Source organism: Stenotrophomonas rhizophila (genome assembly GCF_020857975.1).
In the GTDB taxonomy this organism is placed as follows: Bacteria; Pseudomonadota; Gammaproteobacteria; order Xanthomonadales; family Xanthomonadaceae; genus Stenotrophomonas; species Stenotrophomonas rhizophila_C.
The window spans coordinates 150,654-164,543 of record NZ_JACWUO010000003.1 but is presented as its reverse complement, the minus strand read 5'-3'; the positions used below and the strand labels follow the sequence as shown (position 1 = coordinate 164,543).

Below are 13,890 nucleotides of genomic sequence, written 5' to 3'. Positions count from 1 at the left end.
TTTGAGGAGTTAAAGGGAGATACGGCGGAACACGAACTCGGGAATATTCTTGATCACCATCATGATCGCCCACCAGAAACCGGGCAGGTACGCCACCGCACGGCGGCGGTCGGAGGCGCGCACGATACCTAGTGCCACTTTGTCGGCGGACGCCCACAGCGCGCCCTTCTTGAATGCCTGGGTCATGGGAGTATCCACGAACCCGGGCTTGATGTTCAGTACGTTGATGCCCTGCTTGCGCAGGCGCTGGCCCTGGCCGCTCAGGAACGCAGTTACTGCCGCCTTGGCGCTGCCATACAGGTAGTTGCTGGCGCGACCGCGGTCGCCGGCCACCGAAGAGATCACCGCCAGGTTGCTGCCGGAGGCCAGCCGCTGGGCAAGTGCCGTGCACAGCGCGATGGTGGAAGTGCCGTTGGTGACGAATTCACGCAATGCCACGTCCACAGAGGCGTCGCAAGCGGCCTGGTCGGGCAGGGTGCCGTGGGCGATGAGCACGGTATCGATGCCGCCGTTGGCGGCCCAGGCCGCATCGAGCATGGCGGCGTGGCCGGCCAGATCGTTGAGGTCCAGGGCATAGGCGTCCACCTGGTGGGCGCCACGCACGCGCAGATCGGCGGCGATGGCGTCCAGGCGGGTCGCATTGCGGCCGACCAGGAAAATCGTGCTCGCACGGGCGGCGTACAGGCGTGCCACCGCTTCAGCGATGGCGGAGGTGGCGCCGATGATCAGAACCTTTTGCATGCTTACTCCATGACCCGGCGCCAGAAGCCGGACGAAAAACGGGGATCAACGTGATGGGAGAAGGCCTCCCAGGCCGGGAATGCCTGGCGGAACAGGGCGCCGGACATGCGCGCATCCTTGGCGGGGTACACCGCCCCACCGGCCTCGGCGACGATACGGTCGAGCCGCTCCAGCATCCTGAGCAGGTCCGGTCCGGTATTTGGGAAATCCAGCGCCAGCGTCGTGCCCGGGCGCGGGAAGGAGAGCATACCCCGCGCCGGTGCATCCCCGAATTCCTTCAGGACCGCCAAGAACGAGCCGCGCCCGCTGCGCGAGATCTCCGACAACAGGGCGGCGGTGGCCTCGCGCGCGACCGCCGGTGGCAGCACGCACTGGTGCTGCAGGAATCCGGCCGGGCCGTACATCCGGTTCCAGTCGTTGATGCCGTCCAGCGGGTAGAAATAGCTCTGGTAGTGCGACAGGTGGCGTTTGCGCCGTGCCGGCTGCCGCCAGTAATACAGGGTATTGAACGGGCGCAGGGTCAGGCCGTTGACCATCGAAACCGGCGGCACGAACGGAATGCTGCGGCGCGGCATCGCGCTGGGCGTGGCCGCGCGAGGATCGCCCCGGGCATGGTCGCCGCGCAGGAAGTGCCCGCGCCCGAGCTGCTTGCCCGTGGCCAGACAGTCGATCCACGCCACGGTGTATTCGAAGCCTGCGGCCGAGTCGCGCGAGAGCGCGAAGAATTCGTCCAGGGAGTCGAAACGGATGGATTCGGTTTCGATCCACGGGCCGGGAACGCGCCGCAGTTGCAGCTCTGCCCAGGTGATGAATCCGGTCAGGCCCAGTCCGCCCACGGTGGCGGCGAACAGCCCGGTGCTGTCGTCCCCGTCCAGTTCGATCCGTTGGCCGTCGCTGCGCAGTAATTCCAAACCCCGCAGGTGGTGGCCAAAACTGCCGGCACGATGATGGTTCTTGCCGTGCACATCGTTGGCGATCGCCCCGCCGAGCGTAGCGTAGCGGGTTCCAGGGGTGACCGGCAGGAACCAGCCTTGTGGCAACGCCAGTTCAATGATCTCGCCCAGCGTAACGCCGGCCTCGCAGCGCACTACGCCGGTAGTGGGGTCGAAGGCGATGAACCTGTCCAGCGACCGCGCCATCAGCAGTGCGCCGCCCGGATTGAGGCAGCTGTCGCCATAGCTGCGCCCATTGCCATGGGGCAGCATCAGGCCGTCGACGGCCGGCAGCGGGGCGGCACGGTCGGCCACCGGCAACAACTGCTGCGTCGCCAGGGGGTAACGCCCCCAGGACTGGCCGCCGACAGGGCTCATATCGCCGCCAGCACGATCACTACGCCCAGCGCGATCACCATCTGGCTGCCGCGGTCGGTGGCCGCGAACACGATCGGGTCATCGTGCATATCGCCGCGATGGGAGACGATCCACATGCGGCTGATCCAGTACAGGAGGATCGGGCAGAGCAGCCACAGCACCTTGGGGTGCCGATACAGCTCCAGGCTCTCGGGACTGTTGATATACAGCGCGAACACCAGCACACCGATGTAACCGGCGGCGGCGCCGAGCGACTGCACCAGTGGCAGGTCGGCGACCGAGTAACCCCGCCCGATCGCCAGCTCCTTGCCATTGGCCAGGGCGGAGGCCAGCTCGGTGTAGCGCTTGAGCATGGCCAGGCTGAGGAAGACGAACATCGAGAACGCCAGCAGCCAGAACGACAATTCCGAACCGATCGCCACGGTGCCACCGATGATGCGCACGGTGTACAGCGCCGCCAGCAGTACCACGTCGATCATGACGATGCGCTTGAGCTGCAGCGAGTAGCCCAGGGTCATCACGTAGTAGGACAGCAGGACCAGTGCGAACGAGGGGCTGCACAGCAGGGCCAGCGCAAACCCGGCCAGCGTGAGCAGCGGCGCGACCAGCAACCCGTGCAGCAGCGGCAGGGTGCCCGCCGCGAAGGGACGCTTGCGCTTGCGCGGGTGCATCCGGTCCGGGGTGAGGTCGAGCAGGTCGTTGAGCAGGTACACGCCGGACGCGCAGAGCCCGAAGGCCAGGAACGCCGTGCCCGCGTCCACCAGCGCGGTGGGGTCGAGGAAGCGGTGGGCGGTCAGCAGCGGCACCAGCACCAGCAGGTTCTTCAGCCACTGGTAGATGCGCAGCGCCTTGATCCAGGTGAGCAGGCCACCGTTCTGTGCGGGCAGGTGCGCCAGAACCTCGGTGCGCTTGGCCGCCTCACGGGCCAGGCCCTGGCCGTTGTTGACCACGATGGCGCCGCCGGCGTGGGCCCAGACCTGCAGGTCGACCCGGCCATTGCCCATGTAGTCGAAGCCGCGTTCGCCGAACCGCTCGGCCAGGGCCTTGCCCTTGTTGTGGCCGGACAGGTTGGTGTGGCCGTCGCTGGCCATCACCTCTTCGAACAGGCCCAGGTGGTCGGCGATCGGTTGCACCAGCATCTGGTCCGAAGCCGTGCACAGCACGCGTGGCCGCTGCGTGGTGGCGCGCAGGATCTCCAGCACGCGCTCGTCGTAGGGCAGGGTGTCCGCAGGCAGTTGCACGCGCGATGCCAGCTGGCGCTTGACCGCCGCCTTGCCACCCAGCAGCCAGAACGGGATCAGGAACAGATACAGCGGGTTGCGGGCCAACAGCGCCAGCAGGGATTCGTAAAGGATGTCGCTGCGCAGCAGGGTGCCATCCAGGTCCACGCAGAGGGCGCGATGTTCAATGACCAAGATTCAGGACTCCGGCGGAAGGAAAGGGATGGGGAAGTAAAAGCGAGTGTGGGCGCTCTCGGGCGAAAACGGCGTGGGCATATCCACTTAGCTCGGCTCCCTCGTTGCGGGGCCAACTTCCAGGCTCAGCATCGCCAGCATGCCCACCCCGATAGCGAGCCAGAGGGTGACCAGCCGGATGCCGACGGCGGCAGCCAATGCCACGTCCAATGCGGCGCCCGTTGCGCCCAGCATTACCACGATCGCAGCTTCGGTGGTGCCCACCCCTCCGGGTACGAACGATAACGCGCCGGCCAACATTGCGATCGGGTAGATCCCCAAGGCATGTGGCCAGGACAGATGGATGCCCATGGTCTGACAAAGGTAGGCAAATGCGGCCGCGTTGAAGGTCCACGCCAGCGCGCCCATCAGCAACCCTGGGGCCACGGTACGCGAACGCAACAGAGGGCCAGCAAGGCGTGCGCCATCGAGAAGGAAGGTAGCCAGCTGACGGATCCGCCTGCCCGGCAGCCGGACCGACAGTGCGAACAGAATCCCCTGTAACCATGACCAGCACATGGCCAGGCAAAGCACTACCAGAAGCCCAGTTACGACCCCGACCAGAGTGCCGAAGGCAGGGATCAAGCTGGCGGCACCCAGGCCGAGCGCAGTGATCACGAGCAGGTCCAGCCCGCGCTCGTAGATGAATGTGCTCAGCACTGTTCGCGACGGCACCTGGAGCCTGCCAAAGTAGCGGATGCGTAGCAGCTCGCCAGCCTTGCCTGGTGAGACGGTAAAAGCGAAGCCGGCCAGATAGGCTCGAAGTCCGGCCAACCAGGGAAGCCTGGCATGACCCTGAACGCTCAACGCCGAGCGCCACCGTTGATAGCGCAATGCAAAGCTGATTAGAACCGCCGACGCGCAGATGGCAAGCGGGCCGCCCAGGCCGCCGAGCCGGGCCAATATACCATTGCCGTGATCCACGTACAGCAGTAGTGCCAGATAGCCCGCCCCGACTACTAGTAGGAAGGCAAGCGAACGCCGCCGCTGGTCAACGGGGCGCGCAACGGCGGGGGGCGCATCGGGAAGCGGGCGCATGGGTCGGAGCTCCGCTTGGTCGTGGCTACTGATCGAACAGGCAATTCTACCTACATTGGATATCGTTTTTGAAGGCAATTTCCGCTGCCTGACCCGGGATCGGCCGGATTTGCTGCATTCGTAGCGCTCGCCGCCCCGCAGGATAGCCCGCCACCGGCGACCGGCCCGCGGCCTGCTGCGGCAACCTGGTTGTCGGCTCCGGATCGCGCTGGACGAGATGCATACCGGCTGTAGGCGCTGGCGCCCACGCATTGCAGAGTGGGCGCCAATCCGCGCTGCCGAAAAATTCGCTCAGCGTAGGACGCGCCTCCCCTAGGGCGGATCAGGAAGGCGCGCGCCCGCGCGGGGCTAGCGGGCGTCGATAACCAGGTCCATTGACTTGTAACGTTCGATGGCGCGCTTGCTCTCTTCGTAGCGCTTCTTCTGCGAGGGGGGGACGTAGTACTCCGAGTAGGAGCCGTCCCCATCGGTCAGGATGTACTCGACGCCAATGTTGGACACCCGATCCAGCGCGCATTGCTCGAAGAACGTGCAGCCCAGAAAGAGGTTGTGGGCCTTTTTGACTCCGAGCAAGCTGATCAGCGACGGCGCGAGATCCAGCGAGTTCTTGCCGGCTACGTCGATCATCCGGTGTTCGGCGCCCTTCCAATACATCAGCAACGGGATGGTGTCAACGAAATAACCTTCGACACGATCATCTGCACGGACCGCATTGGGGCTGGGAAAGGTCGAGTGGTCGGCGGTGAACACGAGCAGCGTGTTCTCATGCAGACGGCTGGCCATGAAGCGATCGAGGAGCCTTCCGACATCGCGATCATAGGTATGGAAGCGGTTGAGCAACCGATTGTCGCCGTTTCCATAGGGTTCCTCGCCATCAAGGAAGGCGTGGGTCTGGAAATTATAGGCAGCGGCGAAGAAGGGCTGGTCGTCCGGCTGGGCTTCAAGTTCGGTCAGCAGGGTGTCGAACAATTCGCTGTCGGACAAATACTTCGGACGATCACTTGCTGAAGTGCCTCGCAGGTAGTGGTCATACAGATAATCGCGGCCAAGCACGCGGTCGAAGCCCAGGGTCTCGATCATCTTGTTCAGGTATTCCTGCTGGGACAGGAAAAAAATGCTGCGGTATCCCTGCGCACGCAGAACTTCGGGGATGCTGATGCGGGAAATTGCGGTGACGTCGTTGGATACGTCGCGTTGGCCGATGCCTGTGCCTTCCTGGTTGTAGCCGTCAACTTCCTGGTGGCCGGAGGTCAATTGCCCTCGCAACCCGCGGAAGGTGGCGGCGGTGTGGTTGTAGTAGTTGCGGAACACCAGAGAGCCGTCGGCAAGGCGGTCCAGATTGGGAGTTACGCCCGGATGTACGCTGCCGTAGGTATCCATCCAGCGGGCCGACATACCCTCGGTAAAGATCACAAGGACGTTCGGCCGGTGCGGCAGTGCACGGGTGAGCTCTTCGGGAAATCCCTGTTGATAGACGGCACGACGCGAGAATTCCGCGCGGGCCTCGATCAGCTCGGCCGCGCTGAGTTGCGCGCGGCCGTTCATGCCTGCATACGTCGCTGCCGAGCGCAGGAACGAAGACACCGGTGCTTCGCCCCGAGCGACCACGATCCCGCGTGCCAGTGGCTGGGCTGCAAGGACCGCAGCATAGCCTGCCGCGAGTACCAGCATGCCTCCCACAAGTGCACCCCGTGACAGAGGGGCGTTGGGCGCCGTACGGACCAGGCAGGCGTAGCCGATGAACGCTACAAGGAAGGTAGCGAGCAATGCGTAGATACCATCAAAGGCGATCAGCCCGACAACTTCCTGATTGGCGAACGCGATTGGAGGAATCAAGCCACCGGAAATCCAGATGGAATAGAGCTGGGCCATGTAGATGCAGCCGCCAAACAGCGGCAGCGCAAGCCCCAGGCCGCGAAGCGGAACACCGTGCAATCGCAGCGCCAGTCGCGTGGTCAGATCCAGCAAGAGCAACTCCAGCGCACAGCTTGCCGCGAATATGGCCAAGTCGGAACCGGCATAGAATCGCTGCATTCTGATCAGCAGGACGACGGTCGACAGGCCTGCAACGCAGGTTCCCCATCCGGGCATGCGCCGGAAGATCTTCGAATCTGAAATCTTCATCACCTGAACGGACGATCCACTCCGGAATCCTTCCTGAAACGCTCCCTATGTCAAATATCTCTGTTTCCACGGCTTTCAATGTAAAGGCCGCGTGACAGGGTAGATCATACGATTTCTGTCGCGGAACTGAAATACTGAGGGGGTTCGTTCCGCCAGATTCTGTGGGGTAGATAACAGACTAGGCGCAATAGGCTTCCCTTCAGAGCCGCCGAAAGGATGCCGCAGGGAGCAGGGACGGGTACACGAAAAAGGCCGGAATCCTGAGGGATTCCGGCCTTTTTTTGGAGGGCTGTACGACTTACAGCGCCGCTTCCAGTTCCGGCAGCAACGTGAACAGATCGCCCACCAGGCCGATATCGGCGATCTCGAAGATCGGCGAGTCCGGGTCCTTGTTGATCGCCACGATGGTGCCGGCGTCCTTGATCCCGGTCAGGTGCTGGATCGCGCCGCTGATGCCCACGGCCACGTACAGCTCCGGCGAGATGATCTTGCCGGTCTGGCCCACCTGCAGGTCGCTGGGTACATAGCCGGCATCGACCGCGGCGCGCGAGGCACCGACGGCGGCGCCGAGCTTGTCGGCCAGCTGGAAGATCACCTTGAAGTTCTCTTCCGAGCCCACGCCACGGCCGCCGGAGACCACGCGCTTGGCGCTCTGCAGGTCCGGGCGGTCGCTGGCGCCGGCGGCCAGGCCGATGAAGCGGGTGTGGGTGGGCAGGGCCGCATCCACGCTGGCCGCTTCGATGCTGGCGCTGCCGCCGGCGGCCGCTTCCGGCCAAGAGGCCGCGCGCACGGTGGCGACCACGATCTGGTCGGCCGGGGCCTGCACGGTGATGATCGCGTTGCCGGCATAGATCGGGCGCTTGAAGCTGTGGCTGCCTTCGACGGTCATCAGGTCGGAGACCTGGTTGACGCCGAGCAGGGCGGCCACGCACGGCATCAGGTCCTTGCCGAAGGTGGTGGAGGGGCCGAGCACGTGGGTGTAGCCGGTGGCCAGCTGCGCGATCTGCGGGGCCAGCACCTGGGCCAGCGCCTGGGCATTGGCCGGGTTGGCCACGGTCAGCACCCGCGCCACGCCGGCCAGCTGCGCGGCCTGGGCGGCGACGGCGGCCGGGTCGGCGGCCAGCACCAGCACGTCGATGCTGGCGCCGCCGATGGCGGCCGCGGCGCTGACCGTCTTGGCGGTGGCGGCGTTGAGCTTGCCGTCATGGTGTTCGGCGACAACGAGGATCTTGGTCATTACAGCAACCCCTTCTGCTTGAGTGCGGCGACCAGTTCGGCCGCGTCCTTGACCATCACGCCCTTGCTGCGCTTGACCGGCGCGGCGTACTGGGTGGTGCTGAAGGTGTCGGCTGCGTCCACGCCGAGGTCGGCCAGCTGCAGGGTTTCCAGCGGCTTGGCCTTGGCCTTCATGATGTCCGGCAGCTTGATGAAGCGCGGCTCGTTCAGGCGCAGGTCGGTGGTGACCACGGCAGGCAGGTCCACTTCCAGCGTTTCCAGCCCGGCGTCGACTTCACGGGTCACCGTGGCCTTGCCATCGGCAATGTCCAGCTTGCTGGCGAAGGTGGCCTGCGGGCGGCCCCACAGGGTGGCCAGCATCTGGCCGGTCTGGTTGGCGTCGTCATCGATCGCCTGCTTGCCCAGGATCACCAGGTCCGGCTGTTCCTTCTCGACCAGCTTGAGCAGGGTACGCGCGGCGGTCAGCGGCTGGATGGCCTGGTCGGTGACCACGTGGATGGCGCGGTTGGCGCCCATGGCCAGGCCGTTGCGCAGGTGCGCCTGGGCGTCGGCCGGGGCGATGGTGACCACCACCACTTCGCTGGCGATGCCCTTGTCGCGCAGGCGCAGGGCTTCTTCCAGTGCGATCTCGTCAAAGGGGTTGGGCGAGAGCTTGACGCCGTCGGTGACCACGCCGGAACCGTCCGGCTTGACCTGAATGCGGACGTTGTAGTCCACCACGCGCTTATACGCGACGAGGATTTTCATCTGCTGCGGGATCCTTGTAGTGCCGGCCGCTGGCCGGCTCGCATTGCGGTTGAGCATCCGGTCCTGGCAACAGCAACCGGTTCGGGGGTGGGACCGCGATTCTAACTGGCCCGGGGTGACCATGCGAATGCGTATGGTTGTGCTGCAATGCAGCATCGAAAGCCTGGCGCACCCGCTCTCGTTCACGTCCGGCAGGCAACTGTGAAGGCGGTCGCGATGTATCCTGTGGCGCTGAATTGGACGCCAGCAGGCGCCCCTTACGCACAAAGAACAGGAGAACAGGTAGTGCCCACATGGCTTGTCACCGGCGGAGCCGGATTCATTGGCGGTAACTTTGTGCTCGAAGCGGTCGCCAAGGGCGTGCGGGTCATCAATCTGGATGCCCTGACCTATGCCGGCAACCTGAAGACCCTGGCCCCGCTGGAGGGCAACCCGGACCATGTGTTCGTGCACGGCGACATCGGCGACCGCGAGTTGGTGGCACAGCTGCTGGCCGAGCACCAGCCCGATGCGGTGCTGAATTTCGCCGCCGAAAGCCACGTGGATCGTTCCATCGACGGCCCCGGTGCGTTCATCCAGACCAATGTGGTAGGCACGCTGGCCTTGCTGGAGTCGGTGCGCGACTACTGGAAGGCGCTGCCGGCCGGGCAGGGCCAGGCGTTCCGCTTCCTGCACGTGTCCACCGACGAGGTCTACGGCACCCTGGGGGAGACCGGCAAGTTCACCGAAACCACGCCATTCGCGCCCAATTCGCCGTACTCGGCATCCAAGGCCGCCTCGGACCACCTGGTGCGCGCGTTCCACCACACCTACGGGTTGCCGGTGTTGACCACCAACTGCTCCAACAATTACGGCCCGTACCACTTCCCGGAGAAACTCATTCCGCTGGTGATCGCCAAGGCGCTGGCCGGCGAACCGCTGCCGGTCTACGGCGACGGCAAGCAGGTGCGCGACTGGCTGTTCGTGTCCGACCACTGCGAAGCGATCCGCACCGTGCTGGCCAAGGGCCAGGTCGGCGAGACCTACAACGTCGGCGGCAACTCGGAAAAACAGAACATCGAAGTGGTGCACGCGATCTGCGCGCTGCTCGATGCACGTCGCCCACGCGAGGACGGCCAGCCGCGCAGCAGCCAGATCACCTATGTCGCCGACCGTCCAGGCCATGATCGCCGCTACGCGATCGACGCCAGCAAGCTCAAGGACCAGTTGGGCTGGGAACCGAAGTACACCTTCGAGCAAGGCATCGGCTTCACCGTGGACTGGTACCTGGACAATCAGGAATGGGTCGACGGTGTGCTAGATGGCAGCTACCGTCTGCAGCGCATCGGCGCCAGCATCTGACGCGGGTCGCATACCGGCGGCGCGGCTCCCACGGCAAGGAAACTTATTCATGACACAACGCAAAGGCATCATCCTCGCGGGCGGTTCGGGCACGCGCCTGTATCCGATCACCAAGGGCATCAGCAAACAGCTGCTGCCGGTGTACGACAAGCCCATGATCTATTACCCGCTCAGCGTGCTGATGTTGGCAGGCATTCGTGATGTGCTGATCATCAATACCCCGCACGAGCAGGCCCTGTTCCAGACCCTGCTGGGCGATGGCTCGCAGTGGGGCATGAACATCCAGTACGCCGTGCAGCCGAGCCCGGACGGCCTGGCGCAGGCCTACCTGATCGGCAAGAACTTTGTCGATGGCCAGCCTAGCTGTCTGGTATTGGGCGACAACATCTTCCATGGGCACGGCCTGCGCGAGGTATTGCGCAACGCCGACGAGCGCCAGCAGGGCGCCACCGTGTTCGGCTATTGGGTCAATGATCCCGAACGTTACGGCGTGGCCGAGTTCGACAAGGGCGGCAAGGTCATCGACTTGGTCGAAAAGCCCGAGAAGCCACGTTCCAACTATGCGGTGACCGGTCTGTATTTCTACGACGGCAATGCCAGCCACCACGCCGCCGAACTGAAGCCCTCGCCGCGTGGTGAACTGGAAATCACCGACCTCAACCAGCGTTACCTGCGCGAAGGCAACCTGCACCTGGAGGCGCTGGGTCGTGGCTTTGCGTGGCTGGACACCGGCACCCACCAGTCGTTGCTGGAAGCGTCCAACTTCATCGAGACCATCCAGACCCGCCAGGGCCTGCAGGTCTGCTGCCCGGAGGAAATCGCCTTCGGCCAGGGTTGGATCAACGCCGAGCAGCTGGAAGCACTGGCTGCCCCGCTGATCAAGAATGGCTACGGCCAGTACCTGCATACGTTGGCTGTACGAGGAGTGGTGCCATGAAGATCGTTGAAACCAAGCTGCCCGGTTGCGTGGTGATCGAGCCGGCGGTGTTCGGTGACGAGCGCGGCTTCTTCTTCGAGACCTGGAATGCTGCCCGTTTCGGTGAGCATGGCCTGCCGACGAAATTCGTGCAGAGCAACGTGTCCAGTTCCGCCAAGGGCGTGCTGCGCGGCCTGCATTACCAGTGGCCGCGCCCGCAGGGCAAACTGGTCAGCGTGCTGGAAGGCGAGGTGTATGACGTCGCCGTCGATATCCGCCGTGGCTCGCCGACCTTCGGCCAGTGGGCGGCGGTGGTGCTCAGCGCGGAAAACAAGAAGCAGTTCTGGATTCCGGAAGGTTTCGCACACGGTTTTGCAGTGCTGTCCGAGCGCGCGATCTTCAGTTATTTGTGCACCGAGGTCTACCTGAAGGAGTTCGATGCCGGCGTGCGCTGGAACGATGCCGACATCGGGGTGGATTGGCCGATCAGTGGCCCGACCTTGTCGGCCAAGGATGAAACCGCGCCGTTCCTGAAGGACATTGCCGAAGACCGCCTGCCGGTATACCAGCCGTGACCGTGCTGCTGTTCGGCGGCAACGGCCAGTTGGGCCGGGAACTGCAGCGGGCGCTGGCGCCGCTGGGCACGGTCGTGTCGACCACGCGCAGCGGCGTGCTGCCCGATGGAAGTACCTGCGAAGTGGCCGATTTCAGTGCGCCCGGGTCGTTGGCCGCGCTGCTGGATCGCGTCCGTCCTGACGTAGTGGTCAATGCCGCTGCCTATACCGCGGTGGACCGGGCCGAAGATGAGCGCGATGCCGCATGGCATGCCAATGCCGAGGCGCCCGGCGTAATTGCGCGGTGGTGCGCAGCGGCGGCTGTGCCACTGGTGCACTACTCTACCGATTACGTGTTCGATGGTCAGGGTACAAGTCCGTACCGCGAAGACGATGCCACCGCTCCGCTGGGTGTGTATGGCGCCAGCAAGCTGGCCGGCGAAGAAGCTGTCCGCGCGGCAGGTGGCCGTCATCTTATTTTCCGTACGGCGTGGGTGTATGCCTCCCATAGCGCCAACTTCCTGCGCACGATGCTGCGGGTGGGTTCCGAGCGCGATGTACTGCGCGTAGTCGCCGATCAGGTCGGTACGCCGACCCCGGCGGCGCTGATCGCCGATGTCACTGTGCAGGTGCTGCAGCATCCGGGCCAGCTGTCCGGCACGTGGCACCTGACCGCCAGCGGCCAGACCAGCTGGCATGGTTTCGCCGAGGCGATATTCGCCGAAGCGCTGGCCACAGGCGTGCTGGCGAAGGTGCCGACGGTCGAGGCTATTGCCAGTTCCGAGTACCCGACACCGGCCCAGCGCCCGGCCTGGTCGGTGCTGGATAACCGCAGGCTTCAGCGGGATTTCGGCCTTGTGCTGCCGACATGGCAGGACGGGCTTGAACGGGTCATGGCGGAGTTGATTCCAGCCAAACGCTGAGCGGGACGACGCCGGCCGTGCGGCAGGTGTCTGCCCGGTCGTCTACGGGCGCCCGCCTGCCGCCCATCCTTCACCGTCGGCGAGAAGCACGCATGAGCAACAATGACCCGGGCAGTCCCGCAATGCGGTGGCTGTCCCCGCTGACATTGGCAATGGGCGTGGGCATGGTGGCGCTGTTGGCGCGCCTGCTGTACATCCAGTACTTCGGCACGCCGATGCCTTTCTGGGACCAATGGGACGGCGAGGGCGCCTCTGTCATCAAGCCTCTGGTGGGCGGCACGCTGCAGTTCGGCCATCTGCTGACCCCGCATAATGAACATCGGATCTTCCCGACCCGATTGGTGGCGCTGGCGACATATCTCGCAACGGGCCAGTGGAACAATGTGTACGAGGCGCGCGTCGGCGCACTGGTGTTCTGTGTGATCCCGGCATTGCTGGTCTGGCATGCATTGCGCGACGCAGGCGCGGCGGCCGGCCGCTGGCTGCTGGTGCCGGTCGCCCTGCTGCTGTCGCTCCTGCCTTTCGCATGGGAGAATTTCCTGGTCGGCTTCCAGAGTCAGTTCTACTTCCTGATTCTGTCCAGCGTCGTAGCCGTCACACTGGTGGCAAGGCATCACCAGAGCATCATTGCGTTGACCATCGCCATTGCACTGAGCGTGCTGGCAAGCATCACCATGGCCTCGGGCCTGCTGACCGCGGTCGCGGTCGGGGCGACCTGTGTGATGGCCTGCCTCTACCTGCCCGGCCGACGTGCGCCCGCCCTGTGCGCGACCGTGGTGCTGGCCGTCATCGCCGCCGTGGCATACAGCCGGATTCCGGTGATTGCCGGGCACGGCGCGCTGCGCGCACAGGGGCCGGGTGAACTGCTCCTGGCCGCGACCCATACGCTGGCCTGGCCGGCGCGCGACAACGGGGTGTTCTTCATCGTGTGGCTGCCCAGCATCATCATGGTCCTGCGCATGCTGGTCCGGCGCCAGGCAACGCCTACGGACCTGCTGATGACGGGCCTATGTGCATGGTCGGCGCTGCAGGGGCTCGCGATCGCCTATGGACGAGGCCATGATGGAATGCGCGTGCCCCCTTCGCGCTATACGGAATTGTTCGTGCCGGGGTTGTTCGCCAATGCCTGGTTTGCCATCCAGCTGTGGTGCGTGGTGCCCACGCCTTCGCGGATGCGCACCGCCGCCCGCACCGCTGCCGTGGCGTTCGCGCTGCTGTTGGTGGGTGCCCTGCTGGGGCAGGTTTCCAAGGATATGGGCAAGATCCAGAAGTTCAGTGCCGCGTGCAGGCTGCAGCAGGAAAATGTGGTCCGTTACCTGACCAGTGGCGATCCGGAAGCACTCAAGGTGGGCGAATTCGAGTTGCCCTATCCCGATGCCGCGCGGCTTAAGGCCCAGCTGGACGATCCGGCGATTCGACAGGCGTTGCCCGTCACCCTCGTTGCGCCCTCGACGCCAACAACTGCCGAAGCGCCGCTGGGGCCGCGCTGACCCACGCCGCTGAGGG

General features: G+C 64.8%; 12 protein-coding genes. 5 read left to right on the top strand and 7 right to left on the bottom strand.

Annotated features, from left to right (window positions below; all coding sequences use genetic code 11):
* Nucleotides 1-9: 9 nt before the first annotated feature.
* The 7 genes from IC535_RS04515 to IC535_RS04485 form a co-directional block, all read right to left on the bottom strand.
* Nucleotides 10-741, bottom strand: a complete 732-nt coding sequence (locus IC535_RS04515) for an SDR family oxidoreductase (RefSeq protein WP_228885720.1) — start codon at nt 739-741, stop codon at nt 10-12.
* 2 nt (nt 742-743) lie between these two features.
* A complete protein-coding gene (locus IC535_RS04510; RefSeq protein WP_228885719.1) occupies nt 744-2,051 on the bottom strand; it encodes an FAD-binding oxidoreductase in 1,308 nt (435 codons plus the stop codon).
* Nucleotides 2,048-3,439 (bottom strand): UbiA family prenyltransferase, encoded by a 1,392-nt coding sequence (locus tag IC535_RS04505; RefSeq protein ID WP_228885835.1) that lies wholly within the window; start codon nt 3,437-3,439, stop codon nt 2,048-2,050. The genes IC535_RS04510 and IC535_RS04505 overlap by 4 nt, the downstream gene beginning before the upstream one ends.
* Before the next feature lie 114 nt (nt 3,440-3,553).
* Nucleotides 3,554-4,543, bottom strand: coding sequence for a lysylphosphatidylglycerol synthase transmembrane domain-containing protein (locus tag IC535_RS04500; RefSeq protein ID WP_228885718.1), 990 nt, complete (start codon nt 4,541-4,543; stop codon nt 3,554-3,556).
* 348 nt (nt 4,544-4,891) lie between these two features.
* Nucleotides 4,892-6,667: an LTA synthase family protein gene (locus tag IC535_RS04495; RefSeq protein WP_228885717.1), complete on the bottom strand. Its 1,776-nt coding sequence runs from the start codon at nt 6,665-6,667 to the stop codon at nt 4,892-4,894.
* A gap of 298 nt (nt 6,668-6,965) precedes the next feature.
* A complete protein-coding gene (locus IC535_RS04490; protein ID WP_228885716.1) occupies nt 6,966-7,904 on the bottom strand; it encodes an electron transfer flavoprotein subunit alpha/FixB family protein in 939 nt (312 codons plus the stop codon).
* Nucleotides 7,904-8,650: an electron transfer flavoprotein subunit beta/FixA family protein gene (locus IC535_RS04485; RefSeq protein ID WP_228885715.1), complete on the bottom strand. Its 747-nt coding sequence runs from the start codon at nt 8,648-8,650 to the stop codon at nt 7,904-7,906. Before IC535_RS04485 ends, IC535_RS04490 begins: the two co-directional genes overlap by 1 nt.
* 285 nt (nt 8,651-8,935) lie before the next feature.
* Here IC535_RS04485 and rfbB point away from each other — a divergent pair, with 285 nt between their 5' ends.
* The 5 genes from rfbB to IC535_RS04460 all read left to right on the top strand — a co-directional run bounded on the left by rfbB (nt 8,936) and on the right by IC535_RS04460 (nt 13,874).
* Nucleotides 8,936-9,991: a dTDP-glucose 4,6-dehydratase gene (rfbB, locus tag IC535_RS04480; RefSeq protein ID WP_228885714.1), complete on the top strand. Its 1,056-nt coding sequence runs from the start codon at nt 8,936-8,938 to the stop codon at nt 9,989-9,991.
* 49 nt (nt 9,992-10,040) lie between these two features.
* Nucleotides 10,041-10,928: a glucose-1-phosphate thymidylyltransferase RfbA gene (gene rfbA / locus IC535_RS04475; protein ID WP_228885713.1), complete on the top strand. Its 888-nt coding sequence runs from the start codon at nt 10,041-10,043 to the stop codon at nt 10,926-10,928.
* Complete coding sequence (gene rfbC, locus IC535_RS04470) at nt 10,925-11,482, top strand: dTDP-4-dehydrorhamnose 3,5-epimerase (RefSeq protein ID WP_228885712.1); 558 nt, start codon at nt 10,925-10,927, stop codon at nt 11,480-11,482. The genes rfbA and rfbC overlap by 4 nt, the downstream gene beginning before the upstream one ends.
* A complete protein-coding gene (gene rfbD, locus IC535_RS04465) occupies nt 11,479-12,384 on the top strand; it encodes a dTDP-4-dehydrorhamnose reductase (protein WP_228885711.1) in 906 nt (301 codons plus the stop codon). Before rfbC ends, rfbD begins: the two co-directional genes overlap by 4 nt.
* Nucleotides 12,385-12,476: 92 nt before the next feature.
* Nucleotides 12,477-13,874 carry a hypothetical protein gene (locus tag IC535_RS04460; protein WP_228885710.1) on the top strand — a complete coding sequence of 466 codons (1,398 nt, stop codon included), beginning with the start codon at nt 12,477-12,479 and terminating at the stop codon, nt 13,872-13,874.
* Nucleotides 13,875-13,890 lie beyond the last annotated feature (16 nt).

Excerpts from the sequence above, each read along its gene's own strand:
- IC535_RS04515 (WP_228885720.1), bottom strand. The coding sequence starts at position 741 with ATGCAAAAGGTTCTGATCATCGGCGCCACCTCCGCCATCGCTGAAGCG.
- IC535_RS04510 (WP_228885719.1), bottom strand. The coding sequence starts at position 2,051 with ATGAGCCCTGTCGGCGGCCAGTCCTGGGGGCGTTACCCCCTGGCGACG.
- IC535_RS04500 (WP_228885718.1), bottom strand. The coding sequence starts at position 4,543 with ATGCGCCCGCTTCCCGATGCGCCCCCCGCCGTTGCGCGCCCCGTTGAC.
- IC535_RS04495 (WP_228885717.1), bottom strand. The coding sequence starts at position 6,667 with ATGAAGATTTCAGATTCGAAGATCTTCCGGCGCATGCCCGGATGGGGA.
- IC535_RS04490 (WP_228885716.1), bottom strand. The coding sequence starts at position 7,904 with ATGACCAAGATCCTCGTTGTCGCCGAACACCATGACGGCAAGCTCAAC.
- IC535_RS04485 (WP_228885715.1), bottom strand. The coding sequence starts at position 8,650 with ATGAAAATCCTCGTCGCGTATAAGCGCGTGGTGGACTACAACGTCCGC.
- rfbA (WP_228885713.1), top strand. The coding sequence starts at position 10,041 with ATGACACAACGCAAAGGCATCATCCTCGCGGGCGGTTCGGGCACGCGC.
- rfbC (WP_228885712.1), top strand. The coding sequence starts at position 10,925 with ATGAAGATCGTTGAAACCAAGCTGCCCGGTTGCGTGGTGATCGAGCCG.
- IC535_RS04460 (WP_228885710.1), top strand. The coding sequence starts at position 12,477 with ATGAGCAACAATGACCCGGGCAGTCCCGCAATGCGGTGGCTGTCCCCG.